The 23,675-nt window shown below is 72.2% G+C and carries 21 protein-coding genes; 11 read left to right on the top strand and 10 right to left on the bottom strand.

What is annotated here, in order from left to right:
* Positions 1 to 12: 12 nt before the first annotated feature.
* Complete coding sequence (locus tag FHX75_RS17325; RefSeq protein WP_154941205.1) at positions 13 to 960, bottom strand: rhomboid family intramembrane serine protease; 948 nt, start codon at positions 958 to 960, stop codon at positions 13 to 15.
* A gap of 27 nt (positions 961 to 987) precedes the next feature.
* Positions 988 to 1,518, bottom strand: a complete 531-nt coding sequence (locus tag FHX75_RS17320; protein WP_154941204.1) for a peptidylprolyl isomerase — start codon at positions 1,516 to 1,518, stop codon at positions 988 to 990.
* 84 nt (positions 1,519 to 1,602) lie between these two features.
* On the opposite strand from FHX75_RS17320, the gene FHX75_RS17315 reads away from it, so the two are divergent.
* The gene (locus FHX75_RS17315; protein ID WP_154941203.1) at positions 1,603 to 2,436 is read left to right on the top strand and encodes a hypothetical protein; all 834 of its coding nucleotides are present in this window, start codon (positions 1,603 to 1,605) and stop codon (positions 2,434 to 2,436) included.
* Positions 2,437 to 2,548: 112 nt separating this feature from the next.
* Here FHX75_RS17315 and corA read toward each other — a convergent pair whose 3' ends face one another.
* From corA to FHX75_RS17300, 3 genes are all read right to left on the bottom strand, one after another.
* Positions 2,549 to 3,697: a magnesium/cobalt transporter CorA gene (gene corA / locus FHX75_RS17310; protein ID WP_154941202.1), complete on the bottom strand. Its 1,149-nt coding sequence runs from the start codon at positions 3,695 to 3,697 to the stop codon at positions 2,549 to 2,551.
* Between the two features lie 401 nt (positions 3,698 to 4,098).
* The gene (locus tag FHX75_RS17305) at positions 4,099 to 5,193 is read right to left on the bottom strand and encodes an aminotransferase-like domain-containing protein (RefSeq protein ID WP_154941201.1); all 1,095 of its coding nucleotides are present in this window, start codon (positions 5,191 to 5,193) and stop codon (positions 4,099 to 4,101) included.
* Positions 5,194 to 5,358: 165 nt separating this feature from the next.
* Positions 5,359 to 5,748: a CBS domain-containing protein gene (locus FHX75_RS17300; RefSeq protein ID WP_154941200.1), complete on the bottom strand. Its 390-nt coding sequence runs from the start codon at positions 5,746 to 5,748 to the stop codon at positions 5,359 to 5,361.
* 115 nt (positions 5,749 to 5,863) lie between these two features.
* Between FHX75_RS17300 and FHX75_RS31690 the strand changes: the two genes are divergently transcribed.
* From FHX75_RS31690 to FHX75_RS17275, 5 genes are all read left to right on the top strand, one after another.
* Complete coding sequence (locus FHX75_RS31690) at positions 5,864 to 6,040, top strand: NUDIX domain-containing protein (protein ID WP_246158139.1); 177 nt, start codon at positions 5,864 to 5,866, stop codon at positions 6,038 to 6,040.
* Positions 6,037 to 6,807: a hypothetical protein gene (locus tag FHX75_RS17290; RefSeq protein ID WP_154941199.1), complete on the top strand. Its 771-nt coding sequence runs from the start codon at positions 6,037 to 6,039 to the stop codon at positions 6,805 to 6,807. The genes FHX75_RS31690 and FHX75_RS17290 overlap by 4 nt, the downstream gene beginning before the upstream one ends.
* 123 nt (positions 6,808 to 6,930) lie before the next feature.
* On the top strand, positions 6,931 to 7,662 hold the full coding sequence (locus FHX75_RS17285) for a phosphocholine cytidylyltransferase family protein (protein WP_154941198.1): 732 nt from the start codon (positions 6,931 to 6,933) through the stop codon (positions 7,660 to 7,662).
* The gene (locus FHX75_RS17280) at positions 7,650 to 8,717 is read left to right on the top strand and encodes an iron-containing alcohol dehydrogenase family protein (RefSeq protein ID WP_154941197.1); all 1,068 of its coding nucleotides are present in this window, start codon (positions 7,650 to 7,652) and stop codon (positions 8,715 to 8,717) included. Before FHX75_RS17285 ends, FHX75_RS17280 begins: the two co-directional genes overlap by 13 nt.
* Positions 8,692 to 9,414 carry a CDP-alcohol phosphatidyltransferase family protein gene (locus tag FHX75_RS17275; protein ID WP_154941196.1) on the top strand — a complete coding sequence of 241 codons (723 nt, stop codon included), beginning with the start codon at positions 8,692 to 8,694 and terminating at the stop codon, positions 9,412 to 9,414. Before FHX75_RS17280 ends, FHX75_RS17275 begins: the two co-directional genes overlap by 26 nt.
* Before the next feature lie 85 nt (positions 9,415 to 9,499).
* On the opposite strand, the gene FHX75_RS17270 is transcribed toward FHX75_RS17275, so the two are convergent.
* Positions 9,500 to 10,756 (bottom strand): glycosyltransferase family 4 protein, encoded by a 1,257-nt coding sequence (locus tag FHX75_RS17270; protein ID WP_154941195.1) that lies wholly within the window; start codon positions 10,754 to 10,756, stop codon positions 9,500 to 9,502.
* Between the two features lie 137 nt (positions 10,757 to 10,893).
* Here FHX75_RS17270 and FHX75_RS17265 point away from each other — a divergent pair, with 137 nt between their 5' ends.
* From FHX75_RS17265 to FHX75_RS17245, 5 genes are all read left to right on the top strand, one after another.
* Positions 10,894 to 11,754 carry an Fpg/Nei family DNA glycosylase gene (locus FHX75_RS17265; protein WP_154941194.1) on the top strand — a complete coding sequence of 287 codons (861 nt, stop codon included), beginning with the start codon at positions 10,894 to 10,896 and terminating at the stop codon, positions 11,752 to 11,754.
* Positions 11,755 to 12,022: 268 nt separating this feature from the next.
* A complete protein-coding gene (locus FHX75_RS17260; protein ID WP_211364523.1) occupies positions 12,023 to 13,594 on the top strand; it encodes a sugar transferase in 1,572 nt (523 codons plus the stop codon).
* A 68-nt stretch (positions 13,595 to 13,662) separates the two neighbouring features.
* Positions 13,663 to 14,886 (top strand): sensor histidine kinase, encoded by a 1,224-nt coding sequence (locus FHX75_RS17255; RefSeq protein WP_154941192.1) that lies wholly within the window; start codon positions 13,663 to 13,665, stop codon positions 14,884 to 14,886.
* Complete coding sequence (locus tag FHX75_RS17250; RefSeq protein WP_154941191.1) at positions 14,883 to 15,653, top strand: LytR/AlgR family response regulator transcription factor; 771 nt, start codon at positions 14,883 to 14,885, stop codon at positions 15,651 to 15,653. The genes FHX75_RS17255 and FHX75_RS17250 overlap by 4 nt, the downstream gene beginning before the upstream one ends.
* 63 nt (positions 15,654 to 15,716) lie before the next feature.
* Positions 15,717 to 16,370 carry a DUF5701 family protein gene (locus FHX75_RS17245; protein WP_246158136.1) on the top strand — a complete coding sequence of 218 codons (654 nt, stop codon included), beginning with the start codon at positions 15,717 to 15,719 and terminating at the stop codon, positions 16,368 to 16,370.
* A 53-nt stretch (positions 16,371 to 16,423) separates the two neighbouring features.
* Here FHX75_RS17245 and FHX75_RS17240 read toward each other — a convergent pair whose 3' ends face one another.
* The 4 genes from FHX75_RS17240 to FHX75_RS17225 form a co-directional block, all read right to left on the bottom strand.
* Positions 16,424 to 18,505, bottom strand: coding sequence for a hypothetical protein (locus FHX75_RS17240; RefSeq protein WP_154941189.1), 2,082 nt, complete (start codon positions 18,503 to 18,505; stop codon positions 16,424 to 16,426).
* 169 nt (positions 18,506 to 18,674) lie between these two features.
* Positions 18,675 to 20,753, bottom strand: a complete 2,079-nt coding sequence (locus FHX75_RS17235) for a hypothetical protein (RefSeq protein ID WP_154941188.1) — start codon at positions 20,751 to 20,753, stop codon at positions 18,675 to 18,677.
* A gap of 65 nt (positions 20,754 to 20,818) precedes the next feature.
* Positions 20,819 to 22,090 (bottom strand): hypothetical protein, encoded by a 1,272-nt coding sequence (locus FHX75_RS17230; RefSeq protein ID WP_154941187.1) that lies wholly within the window; start codon positions 22,088 to 22,090, stop codon positions 20,819 to 20,821.
* 190 nt (positions 22,091 to 22,280) lie between these two features.
* Positions 22,281 to 23,657 (bottom strand): hypothetical protein, encoded by a 1,377-nt coding sequence (locus tag FHX75_RS17225; protein WP_154941186.1) that lies wholly within the window; start codon positions 23,655 to 23,657, stop codon positions 22,281 to 22,283.
* Between the last annotated feature and the right edge of the window lie 18 nt (positions 23,658 to 23,675).

The raw sequence follows: 23,675 nt of genomic DNA, 5'->3' as shown, positions 1-23,675 counted from the left end.
TCGGGCAGCGGCTCAGCCGGTCAGCATCGCGGTGCGGACGAGCACCAGGCCGAGCAGCGCCACCAGGATGACCGCCGTACCGGCGGCCTGGAAGACCGACCGGCGCATGCGCGGCGCGTACGCCAGCACCAGACCCATCGCCGCGCCGGTGAGCAGGCCGCCGATGTGGCCCGGGATGGAGATGTTCGGCACGGTGAAGGTGAAGATCAGGTTGATCACCAGGATCGGCACGATCGCCGAGGTGTCCCGGCCCAGCCGCCGCATGATCACGAAGACCGCGGCGAAGAGCCCGAAGATCGCGGTGGACGCGCCGGCCGACGCCGCGTTCGGTTCGCTGAACAGATAGGCCGCGACGTTGCCGCCGAGGCCGGCGACCAGGTAGAGCCCGAGGAAACGCAGCGGCCCGAGCAGGGCCTCCAGGTCCCGGCCGAGCACCCAGAGCGCCCACATGTTCAGCAGCAGGTGCACCAGGCCGTAGTGCAGGAACATCGCGGTGACCAGGCGGTACCACTCGCCGGCCGCCACGCCGTGCGGCTCCCCGAACGGGACGTAGGAGGCGTAGCTCAGCACCGCGCCCCACTCGGTCAGCGGGGTGCCCCCGCCGAGCAGCCCGCCCAGGCCGGAGCCGCCGACCATCGCGTCACCGCCCCGGTCGCTGAGGATCGACAGCACCATGGCCAGCACGTTCAACGCGATCAGGGTGCGGGTGACGAGGCCGCGGCGGCCGGCGGCACCGCCACCGAAGGCGGTGCGCGCCGGCCGCACGCTGCGGCGTCCCTCGTTCACGCACTCCGGGCACTGGTGGCCGACGGAGGCCTCCCGCATGCACTCCGGACAGATCGGCCGGTCGCAGCGGGTGCAGCGGACGTACGTCTCCCGGTCGGAGTGGCGGTAGCAGACCGGAGTGGTCGGCACCGGCCCGCCGGTGGCGTCGCCGGCCGGCCCGGGGCGTTCAGTCATGCGTGCAAAGGTACCTCGCCAGGGCGATCAGGCCGAGGTGCGCTCGATCTCGACCCGCTCGATCACGACGTCCTGCAGCGGCCGGTCGCTCGGACCGGTCGGGGTGTTCGCGATCGCGTCCACGACCTTCGCCGACTGCTCGTCGGCGACCTGGCCGAAGATGGTGTGCCGGTTGTTGAGGTGCGGGGTCGGCGACACCGTGATGAAGAACTGCGAGCCGTTGGTGCCCGGCCCGGCGTTCGCCATCGCCAGCAGGTACGGCCGGTCGAAGCGCAGCTCCGGGTGGAACTCGTCACCGAACTTGTAACCCGGGCCACCACGGCCGGTGCCGGTCGGGTCGCCCATCTGGACCATGAAGCCGCTGATCACCCGGTGCGAGATGGTGCCGTCGTAGTACGGCCCGCTGCCCGGCTGACCCGTGCGCGGGTCGGTGTATTCCTTGTTGCCCTCCGCCAGGTCGACGAAGTTGCGGACCGTCTTCGGAGCGTGGTTGGGGAAGAGCTCCAGCCGGATCGGGCCAGCGTTGGTGTGCAAGGTGGCGTAGACAGCCTCGGCCACGGGTACTCCTCACTCGTTGGTCAGTTCCATGCGGATCCTCCCATGTGCCCGATCTGGCAGTGCGGAGGCATCCGAAGGTGGAGGATGACGAAGGAACAACTCCCAGGAGGTGGGACCGTGTTTGGAATCGGGCGGCGCAAGACCCAGGGGCAGCTCGCGAAGGCTGAGCTCAACCAGGGCATCGGTCACCTGAGGCAGGCCGCCACGTACGCGGCGAAGGGTGCCGGCGCCACGGTGGGGCCGCGGGTCCAGGCAGCCCGTGGCGTCGTCACGCCGACCGCCGTCGTCGTGCGGGACCGGGCGTCCAGCGGTTTCGCGTCGACGGTCGCGGCGCTCGCGCCGCTGGCCCTGGCGGTCCGCAACGCCCAGGCGCAGACGGCGGGCAAGGCCCTCACCGGCCGCAAGGCCGCCGCCGCCAAGCAGACGGCGATGAGCAAGAAGGCCAAGGCCAAGAACCTGAAGGCCGCCAAGAAGAAGCAGAAGAAGAGCGGGTCGATGATGACCGGCCTGCTGGCCGCCGGCGCGGTCGCCGGGGTGGCCGGCGCGATGGCCATGCGCCGCCGCCGCGAGCAGCAGGAGTGGGCCGAGTACGACCCGACGCAGGGCGTCGAGACCGTCCGCGACGAGGTGGACACCCTGGTCGTGGAGACCCCCTCGGCGAACGGAGGCAAGGTGACCGACTCGTCCACGATGTCCAGCGGCGCCGGCACGGCCGGTGGCCCCACCGGCGCGGGCAGCTCGGCGGTGGCCGGTGGCGACAGCGCCTCGACCACCACCCCCGGCACCCAGCCGGTGATCAACCCCAGCGACAAGGTTCCCTCGGTCGCCGAGGGCGCCACGGACGTCTCCGGCCGGCCGGCGGACGACCTGAGCAAGGCGCTCGGCAAGAACGGCGCCAAGTCCAGCAGCCGTCGCTGACCAGGCGGATCGCCGGCGGCGCGGGAGGCGACTCCCGCGCCGCCGGCGTGTCCGGGGTCGGTCGCGCGCCCGCCGGCCCGACCGGCGTCGGCGTGGATCGCCGGCGTGCGGGTCAGAGCCAGCCGTTGCGGCGGAACCAGCGGTACAGCGCCAGCGAGATGGCGAGCATCAGGGCCAGCACGCCCGGGTAGCCGTACGTCCACTTCAGCTCGGGCATGTTCTCGAAGTTCATGCCGTAGACCCCGGCGAAGGCGGTCCAGACCGCGGCGATGGCGGCCCAGGCGGCGATCTTGCGCATGTCGTTGTTCTGGTCGACGGTGACCTGCGCCAGCCGCGCCTGGAGGATGGAGTTGAGCAGGTCGTCGTAGGAGTTGACCTGCTCGACGGTGCGGCTGAGGTGGTCCTGCACGTCCCGGAAGTAGCGCCGCACCTCCTGCGGCACCTCCCGGTTGACCTGCGCGGTCAGGGTCAGCAGCGGTCGCTGCAACGGGATCACCGCCCGCTTGAACTCCACCAGTTCCCGCTTCATCTGGTAGATCCGCTGGATCCGGCCGCTGCTCTGCCGGTCGAAGACGTCGGCCTCCAGCACGTCCAGGTCGTCCTCCAGCTGGTCGGCCACCTCCAGGTAGAGGTCCACCACCCGGTCGGTGATCGCGTACGCCACCGCCCACGGGCCGTGCAGCAGCAGGTCCCGCTTGGCCTCCAGGTCGGCGCGGACCGGGGCGAGCCGGCAGGCGTCGCCGTGCCGGACGCTGATCAGGAAGTTCGGCCCGATGAAGAGCATCACCTGGCCGGTCTCGACCACCTCGGAGTTCTCGGTCAGCTCCGCGTGCTCGCAGTAGCGGGCGGTGCGCAGCACCAGGAAGGTGACGTCGCCGAAGCGCTCCAGCTTGGGGCGCTGCTGGGCTTTGACCGCGTCCTCGACCGCCAGCTCGTGCAGGCCGTACGTCTCCGCGATGGCGGTCATCTCGGCCAGCTCCGGCTCGTGCAGGCCGAGCCAGACGAAGGCGTTGCGCTCCCTGCGGGCCGCCTCCAGCGCGTCGGCGTAGTGCCACTGGCCGGGCTGGCGTTCCCCGTCGACGTAGAGGCCGCAGTCGACCACGCCGCTGCGCCCGGGCCCGGCCGGGGCCGGGATGCGGGGGGAACCGTCGGCGTTGAGGATGCGGGACATCGCCCGGACCGGCGCCGTCCAGGCGCGGGGGCTGAGCACCCGCCCGGTCTGCTGGTTCGTCGACCGCTCCCGCTGGACCCGGTCCGTCATGGCGTCCCCCTCCCCACGCTGCTGCGGCTTGCAGGCTACGCCCCCGCCGGCCGCGTCGCCCCGCGCCGGCCGGCTCGCCGGCAGCTTCGGTGATCACGCGGGTGTACTGCCAATACGCCCGATCGGACGGAATCCACCGCCACCGGCGCAAGATCACGAAGGGGTGGCGCCGGGTGGGCCGCGCCGCGTTCAGGGGGGTGAGGGGGCGACGCGGCCCACCCGGCGCCGGTGGGGGCGGGGGGTGATGCCGGGCGGCGTCGCGCGCGTACGGGCGGCGCGACCGGTGACCCGGCCGCGCGTGGGCAGGTGAGCGACGCTCGCAGCATTGTGAGCCGCCGGCCGGCCCGAGGGGTGCCCCGGGCCGGCCGGCATCGCCAGATTGTCGGAAACCCGACAGATGTTCAGCCCCGGACGGCGGCCACGGCCTCCGCCAGCCTGCGGACGCCCTCGTCGATCCGGTCCGCCGTGACGGCGGAGAAGGCCAGCCGGAGCGCGTGCTGCCCGCCGTCGACCATGAAGTCGGTGCCCTTGACCACGGCGACGCCGCGCTCGGCGGCGGCCGGGGCGAGCCGGGCCACGTCCACGTCCGCCGGGAACTCCACCCAGAGGAAGTAGCCACCGTCCGGCTCGACGAAGCTGGCCTCGGGGAGGTGCCGGCGCAGCGACTCGGCGAGCACCCGGGCCCGCTCGCCGAGGGCGGTCGACACGGTCTCGATCGACCGCTCGATCGCGCCCGAGACGCAGAACTGGTGCACGATCGCCTCGGAGACCATGCCGGGCGAGATGTAGAGGCTGGTCGCCTTCTTGGCGATGTCGGCGATCAGGTCCGCCGGCCCGACCAGGTAGCCGACCCGGACGCCCGGGCAGACCGTCTTGGTGAAGCTGGAGGCGTGCACCACCACGTTGCGGGTGTCCAGCGAGAGCATCGACGGCAGCGCCTCGCCCCGGAACCGGATGTCGGCGTACGGGTCGTCCTCGAAGATCGTGAACTCGTACTCGACGGCCAGGTCGAGCAGCTCGCGGCGCTTCTCCAAAGAGAGCGTCACGCCGGCCGGGTTCTGGTAGTTCGGGATGACGTGCGCCAGCCGGGGCCGCACCCCGGACTCCAGCAGCTTGCGCAGCTCGGCGGTGTCGAGGCCGTCCGGCTGGATCGAGACGCCGTGGATCTCGCCGCCCATGCGCTGGAGGTTGAGCAGGGTCCGGTCGTACGTGGGACGCTCCACCACCACCGCGTCGCCGCGGCGGACCAGGTGGTCGAAGAGGAACGCGTCCGCCTGGAGCGAGCCGTTGGTGATCAGCACCTGATCCGCCTCGACGCCGTGCTTCTCGGCGATCCACTTCCGCAGGGGTGGGTACCCGACGGAGGTGCCGTACGCCGTGATTCCGGCGGGGTCGGCGTCGAAGGCACGGACGGCGGCTGCCTTGAGACCCTCGACATCGACGATGTCCAGCGAGGGAGCTCCACGGGCGAACGAGATCAGCTGCTCGGCGGTCATGCGCACGAGCCTAGGGCCTGTCCCGGCCGGTCCGACCGGCATACACGCCAAGTTCAACATGCGGGCAGATGATCGACTGACGGACGTGAGCGGGACTCTCGTCAGCGGGTCGTTCGGGCCGGTCAGGGGCCGCCGCGACAGGTGCGGACGACCCCCGGCCGGGACTCAGCCCACGGTGAGCCGCTGCTGCGACCAGACCCGCATGAGGTCGCGTACGGAGATCACCCCGGCCACCTCCCGGCCGTCGAGCACCACCAGGTGGCGGAAGCCGCCCCGGGCCATCGCCGCAGCCGCCTCCTCCACCGTCCAATCCGGACCGGCGTAGACGACGTCCCAGCTCACGTGTGCCCTCGTGCGCTCCACGTCGCAGTCCAGCCCGGCCCCGATCGCGTTGAGCACGTCCCGTTCGGTCATGATCCCGACCCCTTCGGACTCGGGGTCGATCACCACTGCCGAGCCGACCCGGCGGGCCGACATCATCTGGGCGGCCTGCCGGAGCGTGTGCTCCGGACCCACCATGAGCACCTGGTTGGACATAGCTTCCCGAACCTGCATCACACATCACCCCTTTGGGACGGCGGCACCCGGTACCCACATGGTGGGCCCACGTGGCAGACCGGGACAAGACCGGGCATCGGCGCGACCGACGCCCGCTCGCTACTGTCGGCACGTGCCCACCGAGCCTCTCCGCTGCGCCGGCGCGCTGATCGTGGACGACGACGGCCGCCTCTTCCTTCAGCGCCGATCTCCCGAGCGGAGCCTTTTTCCCAATGCCTGGGACATCGGCGACGGCCATCTGGAACCGGGCGGGACCGCCGTCGCCGCGCCGCGGTCGATCGGTCGGTGAACTCCGACGTCGAGCTGGCGCCGCACCGGTTCGCCGGGTTGGTCGCCCCGGCGGTCGACCGGACCTTCGTCGCCGGCATGCTCGCCGGCCGCGACGGCGGCGGCGCCGAGCTGAGCCAGCGGTACGGCGGGCCGGCCGCCACCGGCTTCCTGGTCGAGTTCCGCACCCGGCTCGCCGCGCCGGGCGGAACGGTCGACGGGGCGGGCTTCGCCGCCGTCACCCGCTACCGGGATCCGGCCACCTGCCAGCGCGCCCTGGACAAACAGGTGGCGCACGGGATGATCGTCCGCCAGCCGGACGGCGGCTTCGCCGCCACCGAGCGCGGTACCGACTTCCTCACCGAGATCTACCAGGTGCACGGCGAGGTCACCGAGGAACTGTGGGCCGGACACGACGACCGGGTGCTGCGCCTGGTCGAGGCGTTCGGCCGGCTGCTGGCGTACGCGCTGCTGCTCGCCGGGGAGCCCGACGCCGAGCCGACGCCCGCGTTCGCCACCATGGCCCCGCCATACGAGCCGGACGGCACGCCGCCCGGGGTGCTCCTGCTGAACCGCCTCGGCACGCTGCGTTACCACCGGGCCGACGCGCACGCCGCCGCGTGGACCGCCGCCGGGCACACCGCGTCGAGCGTCAGCGAGCTGCCGGAGGGGCCGGAACGCCGGGCGATCGAGCTGGAGACCGACCGCCGCGCGGCCGGCCCGTACGCGGCGCTCACCGCCGAGGAGCGGCTGGCGGTGCTGGCCGACCTGGCCGCCCTGCCCGGCTGAGAGGCCGTCGGGAACCCCGCGGCGAGGTTGCCGACAGCCGCTCTGCACCCGTTGACGGCAGCCCCACCGTCACGCGGGGCTATCCTCCACGGTGACCTGGAGTCGTACGAGGGAGGACCCCGCATGATCGGGATGGTGCTCGCGGCCGGTGCGGGGCGCCGACTGCGCCCGTACACCGACACCCTGCCCAAGGCGCTGGTGCCGGTGGACGGTGAGACCACCATCCTGGACATCGCGCTGCGCAACCTCGCCGAGGTCGGGCTCACCGAGATCGTGATCGTGGTCGGGTACGCCGCCGACGCGGTCGTCCAGCGCCAGGCGGCACTGGAGGAGCGCTACGGCGTCCGGCTCACCCTCGTGCACAACGACAAGGCCGAGGAGTGGAACAACGCGTACTCGCTCTGGCTGGCGCGGGAGCACTTCGCCCGGGGCGTGCTGCTGGTCAACGGCGACACCGTGCACCCGGTGAGCGTGGAGAAGACCCTGCTCGCCGAGCGCGGGCCGGGCATCCTGCTGGCGATCGACAACATCAAGGCGCTGGCCGAGGAGGAGATGAAGACCACCTTCGACGCCGCCGGCCAGCTCACCCGGATCACCAAGATCATGGACCCGGGCGAGGCGTACGGGGAGTACATCGGCGCGACGCTGATCGAGCCGCAGGTGGCCGACGCCCTCGCCGACGCGCTGGAGGCGACCTGGCGGCGTGACCCCAACCTCTACTACGAGGACGGCTACCAGGAGTTCGCCGACCGGGGCGGCGAGGTGCGCGCGGCGCCGATCGGGGACGTCTCGTGGGTCGAGGTCGACAACCACGCCGACCTGGCCCGGGCGCGGGAGATCGCGTGCCGCTACTAGCTCGTACGGTGCTGACCCCGCTGCACATCGACGTGCGGCGCGGGGCGGTGGCCGACCTCGCCGCGATCCTCGCCGACGGGCGGATCTCCGCCGGCGGGGACGTGGCCGTGGTGGTGGGGCCGGGGCAGGGCGAGCAGATCGCCGAGCTGATCCGGCCGTCGCTGCGGTCGGCCGACGTGTTCACCGTCGCCGGTGGCACCCTGCAGGCCGCCGACGACCTGGGCAGCAAGCTCCGTGCCCGCTCGTACGACGCCGTGGTCGGCATCGGTGGCGGCAAGACGATAGACGTCGCCAAGTACGCCGCCACCCGGCGCGGACTCCCCATGGTCACCGTGGCCACCAGCCTGGCCAACGACGGGATCGCCTCCCCGGTCGCCAGCCTGGTCAGCGAGGGGATCAAGGGCTCCTACGGGGTGCACATCCCGATCGCGGTCATCGTCGACCTGGACTTCGTGGAGAGCGGCCCGGAACGGCACAACCGGGCGGGCATCGGCGATGCGGTGAGCAACATCAGCGCGCTGGCCGACTGGGAGCTGGCCCGGCAGGTCCGGGGCGAGCCGGTCGACGGCCTGGCCGCCTCGCTGGCCCGGATGGGCGCCGAGGCGGTCCTCAACCACCCGGGCGACATGGCCGACGACGCCTTCGTCACCGTGCTCGCCGAGGCGTTGATCTCCAGCGGCCTGGCGATGGCGGTCTGCGGCACCAGCCGGCCGGCCAGCGGTGGCTGCCACGAGATCATGCACGCCGTCGACGCGCTTTTCCCCGGCACCGCCTCGCACGGTGAGCTGGCCGGGCTCGGGGCGCTGTTCTGCACCTGGCTGCGCGGCGACCGGCGGCGCTTCACCGAGATGTCGGCCTGCCTGGCCCGGCACCAGCTGCCCCGGCTCCCCGCCGAGGTGGGGCTGACCGACGACCAGTTCGTCGAGGCGGTGCAGTTCGCGCCGGCCACCCGGCCGGACCGGTACACCATCCTCGAACACCTGGCGATGTCGCCTACCGAGACGCGGGAGCGGCTGGCAGACTACGCCGGTGCAATCCGCGACCACTGTGGCTGAGCCCCGTCCCACCGTTGCCGACTTCCACCGGGTCAACCGGGGCGGCGGCCTGTTCAGCGAGTCGCTCAGCCAGTGGCTCGGCGCGGTCTTCGCGCTGGTCGCCCAGCGCCTGGGGCTGCGCCCGACGGCGCTGACCATCGCCAACCTGGTGCTCGGGCTGGCCACCTCGGTGGCCGTGGTGGCGCTCGCCGACCGGGTCGCCGCCGGCGACGTACCGGCCTGGGTGGTCGGGCTGGTCGCGCTGGTCGGATGGCAGGTCGCGTACTCGCTGGACTGCGCCGACGGTCAGTTGGCCCGGGTGACCGGGCAGGGCAGCGCGGCGGGCGCCCGGGTGGACGTGCTCTGCGACGTGGCCGCCCAGATCGCGCTGGTGGCCGCCCTGGCGGCGACCGCCGTGGCGCAGCGGCCGGAGACGCCGACCTGGCTGGTCGCGGTTTTCGCCGGCACCTGGATGGTCAACCTGGTGACGTCGGTGATGCAGGCCGGCCCGAACGCCGCCAGCATGGTCACCTCGACCTCGCTGCCGGTACGCCTGGTGAAGCTGGTCCGCGACTACGGCGCGGTGATCTTCGTGGCCGCGCTGGTCCTGATGCTCGCCCCGGCCCTCACCTTCTGGGTGATCATCGCCTTCACGATCGTCAACGGCGGCTTCCTCCTGGCGAGCATCGCCTTCTCCGCCCGCGCCTCCCTCCGCTGACCCCCTCACCCCCGCCGCACTTGCCGAGAAAGAGTGGCTATTTCGGCTCCGAAAGCCTGAAAGTGCGCGCGAGAGGCAGGCGGGGTCAGGGGCGGGTGACGGAGGCGTAGATGTCGAGGAGGCGCTTGGTGACCACGTCGGGGTGGAAGGTCTGCTCGTAGCGGAGCCGGGCCGGCTGGGACAGCGCGGCGGCACCGGCTCGCGCGACCGGGAAGGCGGCGGCCATCGCGGCCGGCTCCGGCGGGACCACCCAGCCGGCGGTGCCGGTCACCACGCCGGCGGGCAGCGGCGCGACACCCTCGCCGGGGATCGCGGAGGCGATCTCGGCCGACCCGGTGCCGGCCGGCTCGCGGGGACCGTCCGCCCCGACCAGGTACGGGATGCCGCCGAGCGCGGTGCCGAGCACCGGCCGTCCGCTGGCCAGCGCCTCGATGATCACGGTCGGCAGGACGTCGTGCCACATCGACGCGGCGATCACCACGGCGCTCGCCTCGACCGCGGCGCGTACCCCGGCCCGGTCGAGCTGGCCCAGGTAGACCACGTCGGCGCGCTCCGCGGCGGCCGCCTCGACCAACGGTCGCAGCTCGCCGTCGCCGGCGACGCGCAGCGTGCCCAGCGTGCCCACCGGGTGCCGACGCCACGCCTCCAGCAGCAGGTCGAGGCCCTTCTCCGGGGTGAGCCGGGCCATGTAGAGGAACCCGTCGCCGAGCGGGGCCGGCCGGCCCGGGTCGGGCACGGAGTTGGGCTTGACCACGATCCGCTCGTCCGGGATGCCGTAGTCCCGCAGGTGGTCGGCGATCGCCGAGGTCAGCGCGATGAACCGGTCGACCGAGCGCCAGGTGCCCCGGTGCACGGCCAGGGTGGTCGCCATCAGCGCGCTCTGCGCGCGGGAGTTGCGGTAGCAGCGGTGCACGACCGCCGGCACGCCGAGCGCCCGGCCCTTGCAGTCCTGGCAGATCATCCCGTCCCGGAAGTAGATGCCGGAGGAGCAGACCTGCCGGTAGTTGTGCACCGTCTGCACCACCGGCACGCCGTGCCGGTGCGCGGTCCGCACCACCCAGGGCGAGATCAACGGGTACGGGTTGTGCAGGTGCAGCACGTCGGGACGGTGCGTGGTGAGCAGCCGGGACAGGTCCTCCTGGGCGCGCGGGGCCCAGATCGGGGAGATCGGCAGCAGCGCCTTGGCCGCCTTCGACATCGACGGGATCTCGTCGGAGCTGCGGATGAACGGCAGCACCTCGACACCGGCGTCGGTGAGCTGGGCGATCTCCGAGTCGACGATCGTGTTCTCGCCGGAGGGCTGGGCTTCCCGGTACCGGTTGTGCGCCACCACGATTCTCACGGAGCTCGCCTTTCGTTCGCGACTGTGCCGCTCTCTGCTCGCGACTGCGGGGCTCGCAACGCTCGCTCCTCGCACTCGCGGCGGGGACTCGCAAGCTCGTTCCTCGCGCTCACGGGAAAGAAGGCTACCGTTGGAACGTGCCCGAACTACCGGAGGTGGAGGCGCTCGCGGGTTACCTGCGTGAGCGCGCGGTGGGGCGGCGGGTCGACCGGGTCGAGGTCGCCGCGATCAGCGCCCTGAAGACGTACGACCCGGCGCCCTCGGCGCTGTCGGGCCGGGCGGTGGTGGACGCCCGCCGGCACGGCAAGTTTCTCGACGTGGTGGTCGACGGCGGCGTGCACCTGGTGGTGCACCTGGCCCGGGCGGGCTGGCTGCACTACCGGGAGGCGTTCCCGTCCACCACCCCGCTGCGCCCCGGCAAGGGCCCGGTCGCCCTGCGGGTCCGCCTCGACGACGGCTCCGGCTTCGACCTGACCGAGGCGGGCACCCAGAAGAAGCTGGCCGTGTACCTGGTGACCGATCCGGCGCAGGTGCCCGGGGTGGCGAAGCTGGGGCCGGACGCGCTCGGCGCCGACCTGCCCACCTTCGCCGAGCGGCTGCGCAGCCGGCGGGGCCAGGTCAAGGGGGTGCTGACCGACCAGGCGGTGCTCTCCGGGGTCGGCAACGCGTACTCCGACGAGATCCTGCACGCGGCGAAGCTCTCGCCGTTCGCGATCACCGACCGGCTCACCGACGACCAGCTGGCCGCGCTGCACGCGGCGACCCGGGCGGTGCTCGGCGACGCGGTCCGCCGCTCGCTGGGACAGCGGGCGGCGGAGCTGAAGGGCGAGAAGCGCTCCGGTCTGAAGGTGCACGCCCGGACCGGCCTGCCCTGTCCGGTCTGTGGCGACACGGTGCGGGAGGTGTCCTTCGCCGATTCGAGCCTCCAGTACTGCCCGACCTGTCAGACCGGCGGAAAGCCCCTCGCTGACCGTCGGTTGTCTCGGCTCGTACGGTGAGTGATGACACTCGGCGATTACGGAGAGGAATCGTCCCGAGCGCGTGGAAGCTGCCCGTCCGCGCCTCTACCGGGGCCGCCATCCATCGGTATAGTGGCTCGGTCCCCGGCTTCGAAAACTGACGTGGAGCCGGCCGGATCCCTGCTGGCAACACCAGGCGCAATGTCCTTCGGGTCAGCGTCCGGCCCACTGGCAGCGTGGGAGACTGGAACGGTGGGCGACCCGGGCCCCTCACGGCGAGTGAGCGGCGCGTGTCATGCGGGAGGACATGGGTGAGGTGACGACAAGCCTCCAGCGCCCGGTAACCAACACAGGCCGGAGCAAACTCGTGCGGCACGTCGACAGCTTCGAGATCCAGCCGCCGACACCGCCGTCGCACAATGGCGTCCCCCGGTCGGCGTGGGCGAGGGCCCGTCGCCGGGTGTCGCGCTGGCACCGCCCGTACACCATCGCCCTGCTGCTGCTCGACTTCGCCGCCGTGATGCTGGCCGACTGGATGGCCCAGGAGGCGTTCGGCCAGGCGCGGGCGGGTTTCTACAACGCCCAGGAGGACCCCACCTGGTTCTACACGGTGGCGTTCCTGCTGCTGCCGCTCGGCTGGGTGGTCATCCTCTGGGGCAACCGCGCCTACGACCGGCGCTATCTCGGCCTGGGTCCCGACGAGTTCAAGCGGGTCATCCGGGGTGGGGTGGCGGTCGCCGCGACGGTCTCCTTCATCGCGTTCGCCACCAAGACCGACCTTTCCCGCTACACGGTCGGTTTCGCCCTGCTCGGGGCGTTGACGCTGGTCCTGGTGGGGCGGCTGACCGCCCGCTTCCTGCTGCACATGGTCCGTCGCCGGGCCGGCCACGCCGGGCACCGGATGGTGCTGGTGGGCACGCTGCCGGAGTGCCTGGAGGTCTTCACGGCGGTCACCCGCAACCCGGGCGCCGGCCTGGTGCCGGTCGCCATCCACATCACCGACGGGTACGCCGCCGCCCGGGGCATCGAGACCCCGGTGCCGGTGTACGCCGGCCGGGACGTCCTCGCCCTGGTCCGCGAGGTCGGCGGCGACACCATCGCGGTCTGCGGCTCGGCCAGCGCCGAGCCGGGTGAGCTGCGCCGGCTGGCCTGGCAGTTGGAGGGCTCCGGCGTCGACCTGGTGGTCGCCCCCCAGCTGACCGACATCGCCGGCCCCCGGGTGCACATCCGCCCGATCGAGGGCCTGCCGCTGCTGCACGTCGAGGAGCCGACCCTGTCGGGCCCGGCGCTGCTGATGAAGAGCCTGCTGGACCGGGTCGCCGCCGGACTGGGCCTGCTGCTGCTCACCCCGCTCTTCGCGGCCATCGCCCTGGCGATCCGGATCTCCGACCCCGGGCCGGTCTTCTTCCGGCAGCCCCGGGTGGGCCACGAGGGCCGCACCTTCCGGGTCTGGAAGTTCCGGACCATGTACGTCGACGCCGAGGATCGGCTGGCCGGCCTGGTCGACCAGAACGAGACCGACGGCATGCTGTTCAAGATGAAGCAGGACCCCCGGGTCTTCCCGGTGGGCCGCTTCCTGCGCGCCTCGTCGCTAGACGAACTGCCCCAGTTGATCAACGTGCTGTGGGGGGAGATGTCGCTGGTCGGGCCGCGTCCGCTGCCCGCCGACGACGGCGACTTCCTGGGTGACGTGCGGCGCCGGCTGCTGGTCCGGCCGGGCATGACCGGGCTGTGGCAGGTCTCCGGCCGCTCCGACCTCTCCTGGGACGAGGCGGTCCGGCTGGACCTCTACTACGTCGACAACTGGTCGCTGGCGTACGACCTGAGCATCCTGTGGCGGACGGTGGGCGTGGTACTGGCCCGCAAGGGCGCGTACTAGGCGGGTCGGCCGCCGGAGACTCCCGGCCGGGGCTTGGCGTGGCGGCCCGCAGCGGCAAGGATCGCTGCGTGGATGGCAACCTCTCCGCCGTCGTCGGCGTCGTCTCGCTGGTCACGGCGCTGGCCGCCGCGCTCTGGGCGGTGCTGCGGCTGCGCGGCCGGCGGGGCATCGCCACCGCCACCCAGCGGGCCACCTACGAGGTGCTGCACACCGCCGGCCTGGCCGCCGAACCGCTGCGTACCGGCCTGACCCCGGCCGGCGCGGCGAAGGCCGTACGTCATTTGCGGACCCTGGTGGGGGCGGTCGGGCTGGCGCTCACCGACTCCGACGCGCTGCTCGCCCTCGACGGGCGCGGCGGCCACCACGGCGACCAACTGCTCGCAGCGGCCCGGCGGACGGTGGAGGCGGGTCGGTCGACGGTGCTCGGCGAGTCGGAGCTGCACTGCGACCGGGTCGACTGCCCGGTACGCGGGGCGGTGCTGGCGCCGCTGAGCGCGCAGGGCCGGGTGGTCGGGGCGCTGGTGGCGGTCGCCGACGCCCCACCCGCGCCCGGGCTGGTGCAGGCGACCCTGGAGACCGCGCACTGGGCCGGCAACCAGCTCGCCCTGGCCGAGCTGGACTCGTCCCGGGAGCGGCTGGCCCGGGCGGAGATCCGGGCGCTGCGCGCCCAGATCAGCCCGCACTTCATCTACAACGCGCTGACCGCGATCGGCTCGTTCGTCCGCACCGACCCGGAGCGGGCCCGGGAGCTGATCCTGGAGTTCGCCGAGTTCACCCGCTACTCGTTCCGGGCGCACGGCGAGTTCACCACGCTGGCCGAGGAGCTGCGCTCGATCGACCGCTACCTGACCATCGAGCGGGCCCGGTTCGGCGACCGGTTGCAGGTGCGGTTGCAGATCGCCCCGGAGGTGCTGCCGGTGACGCTGCCGTTCCTCTGCCTCCAGCCGCTGGTGGAGAACGCCGTGCGGCACGGGTTGTCCCGCAAGCCCGGCACCGGCATGGTGAGCATCGAGGCCCGGGACGCGGGCGCCGAGTGTCACATCACGGTGGAGGACGACGGAGTGGGCATGGATCCGGCCACGCTGACCGCGGGGATCGCGGAGCTGGCCCGCGCCGGCAGCGACCCGACCGACGACACCGGCCAGCACGTCGGCCTCTCCAACGTCGACGAGCGGCTCCGATCGGTCTTCGGGGACCGGTTCGGCCTGGTCGTCGAGACCGGGCCCGGCTCGGGTACGAAGGTGAGCCTGCGGGTGCCGAAGTTCCACCCCGGCGTACGGGCGGGATCGTGACCGTGAACGCGACGCCGGGTTTCCTCCGGGTGCTGGCGGTCGACGACGAGCCGCCGGCGCTGGACGAGCTGGCGTACCACCTGCGGGCCGATCCCCGGGTGGCCCGGCTGCACACGGCGGGCGACGCGACCGAGGCGCTGCGGGTGCTCCGCGACGCCGACGTGGACGTGGTCTTCCTGGACATCCGGATGCCCGGCCTGGACGGGATGGAACTGGCCCGGGTGCTGCGCCGGTTCGCCCGGCCGCCGGCGATCGTCTTCGTCACCGCGTACGACGACGGCGCGGTGGACGCCTTCGACCTCGGCGCCACCGACTACGTCCGCAAGCCGGTACGCGCCGACCGGCTGGCCGAGTCGCTGCGCCGGGTGATCGGCTCCCGGGTGGTGCCGTCACACCCGGCGGCCCTGGCCCGGGCCGAGGAGGACCCGACTATCCCGATCGAGCTGGCCGGGACGACGCGGATGCTGCCCCGGTCGGCGGTGCGCTGGGTGGAGGCGCAGGGCGACTACGCCCGGCTGCACACCGCCGACGGCTCGCACCTGGTCCGGGTGTCGCTGGCGACCCTCGCCGAGCGCTGGGCCGACGCCGGGTTCGTCCGGATCCACCGGTCGCACCTGGTGCAGCTGAAGCTGATCGCCGAGCTGCGGCTGGTCAACTCGGGCTACGTGGTGGTGATCGACGGGACGGAACTGCCGGTGAGCCGGCGGCACACCCGAGAGCTGAAGGACAAGCTGGTGCGGGCGGCCAAGCAGGACTGGAATCGCTGAGCGGGAATAATCCCGGACTGGCGTACACTGTACGGTAGGCCATACGACAACGGGAGGCCAACCGTGACCGTGTTCGACCCCGCCACCGAGTTCGACCGCCAGCTCGACGGGCTGATCCGCCTGGGCTACCCGGAGCTCGCCGGGCTCACCGAAACCGCCTTCCGCGACCTGGTCACCCCGCTGCGGGACGCCGCGGTCAGCGGCGCGGCCGGGCTGCCCGCCCCGACCGACGCTCGGGTGCCGTTCCTGCTGGTGACCACCCGCGACCTGGTCCCGGTGCCCGATCGGCTGGCGCTCACCACGCTGGCCGGCAAGCGCAAGCCCGGCTTCCTCGACCGGAACTTCCCCCTCGACGACCTGCCCCGGTTCGACCCGATCAAGGAGCTGGAGGCGCCCGCCGGACCGGCGTACCTGCTCTTCGACGTCGACCGGGGCGAGGAGTTCCGCAACCTGGCCCCGGCCGCCGCGATGGAGGGCATGACCGCCCAGGATCGGTTGCCGCTGACCATCGACGAGGGGATCGCCTTCATCACCCACTTCCCCGCCGCGCTGGCCAGCAACCGGTGCTTCTCCCTGGTCGGGTCCCGCTGCGGGGACAAGCGGGTGCCGGCGCTCTGGATCAGCCAGGGCGCGCCGAAGCTCGGCTGGTGCTGGTACGGCAACCCGCACACCTGGCTCGGCTCCGCCACCGCCCGCCCGGAACGCGTCGGGCTGTGACGACCGCGCGGCGGCGCGGCCTCCGGGCCGCGCCGCCGCGCCGCTGCGACCGGTTACCGGGCCCGGTGTCCGGCCGACAGCACGACGAAGGGTGACGTGGCGGACGGAGTCGAACCGCTCGCGGTGGCCGGGTAGAGCCAGTACGAGCCGACCACGTCGGCAACCAGGTGGGTGCTGCCGGAGAGATTGTGGACGTTGAACGCGTCCTTCGGTCCGATGCCGGTGAAGACCGCGTTCGACACGATCTGACCCGCCGCCGGATTGAGATTGCTCGCGGTCGGCTTGGCCGCGCCGGTGTCGGCCGGCCAGACCGTGAGCACCGTGCTGGTGGTGGGCGACACGGCGGACACGTTCATCGCCAGCGCCCGGGTGGCGTCGGTGGCCAGGGCCGACGGCGTGGTGACCTTACGGGTCACGTTGGCGCCGAGCGCACCCGACGTGCCGAGGCCGGTGCGGCTGTCGACGATGCGGGTGGGGCTGACCGGCGTGAACCGCAGCCCGTCGGCGACGGTGCCGTCGTCGAACACGCCCACCAGGTCCACCACCACGTTCGCGGCCTGCGAGGTGTAGACGGAGAACGCGGGCAGTGGGTAGCCGCGTCCGCAGTCGGTGCAGGCCCGGGTCTTGACCACGACCAGGTTCGGCACCACCTTGCCGGCCGCGTAGTTCACCGTCGACGCGATCGGCACGGCGCCCTCGCCGGACCAGACGGTGAGGAAGCCGGCCTTCACCGGCGCCACGGCGGTGACGTTGAGGACGAGCGAGCGCACCTTCGGGCTGAGTGTCGCACCGAAGTCGACGAAGCCCTCCCGGGCCCCCCGGGCCGGGATCGCACCGCCGTCGGTACGGGTGTCGAAGAGCCGGCGGGGCGTCAGCGGGTGGTACTGGGCGCCCAGCGGCGGCATGGGCTGGAACCAGTTGCTGCCGGCGTAGAAGCCGGAGACGTCGACGATGGCGTGGGTGTGGCCGGTGCGGTTGTAGACCTTGACCCTGCCGTCCGCGCTGAGCTTGACCGTCACGTTGTTCGAGCCGAGCCAGCCGGCCGGAAAGTTGATCGAGGACGCGTTGGGGCGTTCCTCGTCCGCCGGGTACACGGTCAGGAAGCTGCTCGCGGTCGGCCCGGTCACCGTCACGTTCAGCACCACCGCGCTGAGGCCGCCGGTCGGCAGCCCACCCCGCCCGGCGACCTGCAGTTCGACCATCTCGCCGGGAGCGATGGGACGGCCGAGCACCCCGGTGCCGTTCCGGGTGTCCATCAGCCGGAACGGCGTGGTGAGCGGGTAGTAGGTGCCGATCACCCCTTCCCAGCCCTCGACCGTGAGCGACTCGGTCCGCTGCCCGTACCCGGTGTTGTCCGGCATGACCAGGCTGGCCGTCTGCACCCGCCCCTTGGTGGGGGCGCCGGCGATGGTCACCGTGCAGACCTTGCCGGTCGGGAGGATCCGGCCCGAGCAGGTGTCGCCGGTGATCGCGAACGCCGCCCGGTCGCTGCCCTCGATCCGCGCCGTGCCGAACGCTGCGTCGCCGCTCCCCGCCGAGGTGAAGGTCTCGGTACGGGTCACCGGCGCACGTCCCACCTCGACCCGGCCGAAGTCGAGCGGACCGCTCGGCAGCACCGCGGAGTACCCCTCGTCGGAGTTCCAGCGGATCTCCCCGTCGACCACCTCGGTGCGGTTCGCGCAGTGGAACTCGTAGGCCGCCGCGAAGGCGGTCAACACGCCCGTCGCGTCCCGGCGCACCTGACGTACCCAGACGGCGCCGACGCCGTCCGACACGCACTGCACCGCGTCCACGTAGAGCCGCGCCTGGAGGCCGGGCGAGGTGGAGGCCGGGTAGGTCCGCCCCTCCTGCCAGGTCTCACCGTACGGCGGCCGGACGTCGACCCTGGTCGACTTCGGGCCGGACGGCTCGGACCAGCGCGCTTCGAGCGCGAACTGGTCGCCGTCGTTGAGCATCGGGACCATCGTGGCGTTGCTGCCGTCCCAGGAACCGGTGTCGTCCCCGCCGACCTGGGTGTCGTCGACGACCAGCGCGGTGTACGGCGCGGTGGGCGCGGCCTGGGCGACCGCCGGTGCGACCGCCGTCGCGAAGACCCCGACGGCGAGCACGCCGAAAAGAGTGCGGATTCTGCGCATGGAGACCCCGGGTGGCAGGAGAAGGGGGAGGGCGAAGCCGGCCCAGCGTAGGGGCGTTGATCCACAGTCGGCAAGGTGGTGCGCCACACCGAGCTGATCATCGGCTGTTCGGCGGATACGTCGAAGGGCGCCCCGGCCACCGCCGGGACGCCCTTCCGGACGACGAACGTCAGCCGGGTACGCCGGTGCCGCGTACGGCCAGCGGCTGCCGGCCGGCCACGCTGGTCGTGCTCGCGGTGCCCGAGTAGAGGTAGAACCGTCCGACCACGTCGGCGACCAGGTTGACGCTGCCGGTGAGGTTGTGGACGTTGAACGCGTCCTGCGGGCCGATTCCGCCCAGCACCGCGTTGGAGACGACCTGCCCGGCGGCCGGGTTGAGGTTGCTCACGCCCGGCTTGGCCAGGTCGGCGTCCGCCGGCCAGACGGTGATGACGGTGTCTCTCGTCGGCGCCACCGCGGTCACGTTCATCGCCAGCGCCTCGGTGGTCGAGGTGACCACCGCCGACGGCGCGGTGATCTTCCGGATCTCGCCGGCGCCGAGCGCGCCGTTGGTGCCGAGACCGCTGCGGCTGTCCGCGATCCGGGTCGGGCTGAGCGGGGTGAACCGCAGCCCGTCCGGCAGCGAGCCGTCGTCGATGACCCCGACCAAGTCCACCACCATGTTGGTCACCTGGGACGTGTAGATGGTGAAGGTCGGCACCGCGTACGGGAGACCGTTGCAGTTGGTGCACTTACCCGTCTGCACGAAGGCCAGGTTGGGCACCACCTTGCCGGCCCCGTAGTTCACTGTCGAGGAGGTCGGCACCGGTCCCTCACCGGACCAGGCGCTCAGGAAGCCCGACTTGGCCGGCTGGACCGCGGTGATGTTGAGGACCAGCGCCTTGACCCGCGGGCTGGACGTGCCGAAGTCGACGTAACTGCTGATGCTCTGTCCCGCCGCCAGCGCCGTGGGACGGGTGTCGATGAGCCGCCTGGGCTCCACGGGCTGGTACTGGCCGCCCCAACCGACACTGCTCTTCACCGTGTCGCTGGCGGCGTAGAAGCCGACCACGTCCACCACCACGTGGGTGGAGCCGGCCCGGTTGTAGATCATGATCTTCCCGTCCGGGCCGAGCTTCACCGTGACGTTGTTCGAGCCGAGCCAGCCGGCCGGAAAGTTGATCGACGACGCGGTGGGAGTCGACTCGGTGGACGGGTAGAGCGTGAGAAAGCTGTTGGCGGTCGGGCCGGTGACGGTCACGTTCAACACCACCGAGCCGACACCACTGGCCGGTACGCCGCCCCGCCCCGCGACCTGCAACTCCGTCGCCTGGTCGGCGCCGATCGGCCCACGGCCCGTGCGGGTGTCCAGCAGCCGCTGCGGCGCCAGCGGGTAGTACATGCCGATCACCGTGTCGTACGCGGTGAACTTCAGCGGCACCACCCGCTTGCCGTACGCGCTGTTGTCCGCCAGTTCCAGGTTGGTGGTGTAGTCGCCCCAGCGCAGCGCCTTCGGCGCCACGACCACGCGGCAGAAGTTGCCCGGCGTCACCGTCCTGCCGGAGCAGCCGTTGCCGACGATGGAGAACGACGACGCGTTCGCCCCGGAGATGCGGGCCACGTCGAAGGTGCTGGGCAGGGTGCCCTTGACGAGGAAGGTGGCCGCCGCGGTCGGCGTCGTGCCGCCGATCGCCACCCGGCCGAAGTCGACCGGCGCGGGCGAGGAGACCACGCCGACGTAGTCGAGGCTGGAGTTCCACCGCAGCTCACCGGTGACCGCCCCGGCGTTCGGCGAGCAGTGGAACTCGTAGGCCCCGGCGAAGGCGGTCGCCGCGCCGGTCCCCGCGTCGTACGCGATCTCGCGGACGGTGAGGCTGCCGTAGGAGTAGGCGCCGTTGCAGCCGGTCGAGTCCGAGGACATGTCCAGGCCGGCGTGCGTGGCGTTGCTGGACCCGGAGGTCTGGTAGGTCTGGCCGGCGGTGAACGACTGGCCGACCGGAGGCGTGAGCCACATGGCGATGGTGGAGCCGCCCGGCAGGCCGCTCACCCCCATGCTCAGGCCGCCGGTGCCGTACGCGCGGCCGGTGACGGTGGAGTTGGTGCCGTCGTGGACGCCGGACTGCTTGACCGGCTTGCCGTAGGCGTCGCCCACGTCGACGGTGAGGACGGTGTACGGCGCGGTCGGCGCGGCGAGCGCCACCCCCGGAAGTACGGCGGTGGCACACGCCCCGGCGACGAGCACGCCGAGGAGACTGCGGATTCTGCGCATGGAGACCCCGTGGATGAGAAGGAACAGTAAGGGGTGCCCCGGCCGGAGCCGGGGCACGCCCCGCGTCACGGCCAGTAGAACCGGCCCACCACGTCGATGACGACGTGCGTGGTGCCCGCGTTGTTGTGCACGTTGAACCGCTTGTACGGCCCCAGGTCGGCGAGCACCGCCGCGGAGACGGTCTGCCCGGCGACCGGGTTGAGGTTGCTGGTCGTCGGTGTGGTGTCCGGCCAGTCGGCCGCCCAGAACTTGAGTACGGTGTTCCGGGTCGGCGCCACCGCGGTCGCGTTCAGCACCAGGACGTCCTCGTCCTTCTGGACCATCGCGGCGGGGGCGGTGACCGCGCTGGTCGCGCCGGGACCCAGTGCGGTGGGGATGCCCTGACCGATCCGGCTGTCGACGATCCGGGTCGGGTTCATCGGCTGGAACCGCCGGCCGAACTGCAGCGTGCCGTCGTCCATCATGCCGAAGGCGTCGACGACGACGTGCGCCGCCGCGGAGGTGTAGAGGCGGAAGGTCGGCGCCCCGGCCGGGCCGCAGGAGAAATCGTTCTCGCCGCAGGGCCGGCTCTGCACGAACGCCAGGTTCGGCGTGACCGTACCGGCGGAGAAGTTCACCGTGGACGCGGTCGGCCGCTCGCCGACCCCGGACCAGACGGTCACGAAGCCGTCCGACTCCGGATCCACCACGGTGACGTTGACGATCAGCGCCCGGACGTGCGGGTTGTCGCCGCCGTGGCGCATGGTCAGGTCGATGACGCTGCCGGCGGGCCGCTTTCCGTCGATCCGGCTGTCGTACAACCGGTGGGGCGGATGCGAGTGGTAGCGGCTACCCATGCCCCGACCGGCCAGGGTGTTGTCGGCGGCGTAGAAGCCGACAACGTCGACCACCACGTCGGTGTGGCCGTTGCGGTTGTAGAGCGACACCTTGCCGCCCGCGCCGAGCTTCACGGTGACGTTGTTGGAGCCCAGCCAGCCGGCCGGAAAGTTGACCGAGGAGGAGACCTGACCCGCCGGGTACGCGGTGACGAAGCTGTCCGCCGTGGGGCCGGTGATGGTCACGTTCAGCACCACCGCGCCGACGCCGGTGGCAGGCACGCCGCCACGGCCGGCGACCTGGAGGTCCAGCGTCCCGCCCGGGCCGAGCTTGGCGACCGGGGCGCCCAGGCCACTGCGGGTGTCCAGCAGGCGGGCGGGAGAGACCGGGTAGTAGGTGCCGGTGACGTCGATGGTGGCAGCGGACGCCGGCTCGGCCGCAGTGGCGGCGACCCCGGGCAGCGCGGTGATTGCGCACGCCCCGGCGATCGTCGCGCCGAGAAGGGCACGAATTCTGCGCATGAAGACCCCGTGAAAGAGAAAGAAGAGGGGGAAGGTTCGGCCAGCGTAAGGCGGCGATCGATGGCCGGCAACCCGGTCCGGAAGGGCGAACGGGGCACTGCCGGCATACCGGGCCGGCGCCCGAAACCCGCCGGAAGCGGCGAAGGGCGCCCCGGCCGTCGGCCGGGGCGCCCTTCGGTGGTGCGGGTGCTCAGCGGTGGGAGGCGCCCACGAACTGAGGCTTGCTCTTGCCGGCGTCACCGGAGAGCGTGGCCGCCGGAGCGGCCGGGTAGTAGAACGTGCCCACCATGTCGGCCACCACGTGGGTGCTGCCGCTCAGGTTGTGCACGTTGAACACCCCGTTGGGCTCGATGATGCCCAGCACGGCGTTGGACACGACCTGGTTGGCGTACGGGTTCAGGTTGCTGGTGCTCGGCTTCGGGATCTCCGGGATGTCGGCCGGCCACACGGTGATCACCGTGTTGTTGGTCGGCTTCACCGCGGTCACGTTCATGACCGCCACGCCGGTGTCCGGGGTGCGCAGCGTGCCCGGAACGGTCACGCGACGGACGCTACCGGGACCCATGGCGCCGGTGGTGCCCAGGTTGGTGCGGCTGTCCACGATCCGGGTCGGGCTCATCGGCGCGAAACGCATGCCATACGGCGAGAAGCCGTCGTCGACCGCGCCGACCACGTCGACCAGGACGTGCGCGGAGGCCGAGGTGAAGATCTTGAACTTCCGCGAGCCCACGGTGCACCACTGGAACGGCTCGGCACCGGTGCACGGGGTGGTCTGGATGAACGCGGTGTTCGGCACGTTGCGGCCGGCGCCGTAGTTCACCGTGGACGCGGTCGGCTTGGCGGTGGCACCCGACCACGCGGTGAGGAAGCCGGCGCTCGCCGGCGCCACCGCGGTGAGGTTGGTGACCAGGGTCCGCATGTGCGGGTTGCGCTCCGGCCCGAAGTCCAGCGCGTACTCGAGGGTGGTGCCGGCCGGCGGCTTGCCCTCGGGGTCGGTGCGGGTGTCGAACGCGCGGTCGGGCTCGTACCACTCGTACTGACCACCGTTGCGGTTGGTCATCGAGTTGTCCTTGGCGTAGTAGCCGACCACGTCGACCACCACGTCGGTGTAACCGTTGCGGTTGTAGACGGAGACCTTGCCGCCCGTACCGAGCTTCACCGTGACGTTGTTGGAGCCCAGCCAGCCCTTGGCGAAGTTGACCGACGAGGCGTCGGGCCGGGTCACACCCGCCGGGTAGGCGGTGACGAAGCTGTCCATCGTCGGGCCGGTGATGGTCACGTTCAGCACGACGGCGCCGACGCCGGCGGTCGGTACGCCACCCCGGCCGGCGACCTGGAGGTCGACCTTGGCCAGCGGGCCGATCTTCGCCTTCGGCGCGCCGAGGCCCTCGCGGGTGTCCATCAGACGGGCCGGGGAGACCTCGTAGTAGGCCCCGGTGGTGTCGGCGAGATCCGCCGTCGCCTGCTGAGGCGCGGCGGCCGGAGCCGCGGATGCCGTACCCGGCACCACGGCCAGTGCACATGCCCCGGCGAGAGTCGCGCCGAGCAGAGTGCGGAATTTGCGCATAGAAACCCCGTGGAAGAA

Source organism: Micromonospora palomenae (assembly GCF_007829925.1).
GTDB lineage: Bacteria > Actinomycetota > Actinomycetes > Mycobacteriales > Micromonosporaceae > Micromonospora > Micromonospora purpureochromogenes.
Note: the sequence above shows the minus strand (reverse complement) of the source record. Positions and strands in the feature narration are given on the sequence as shown.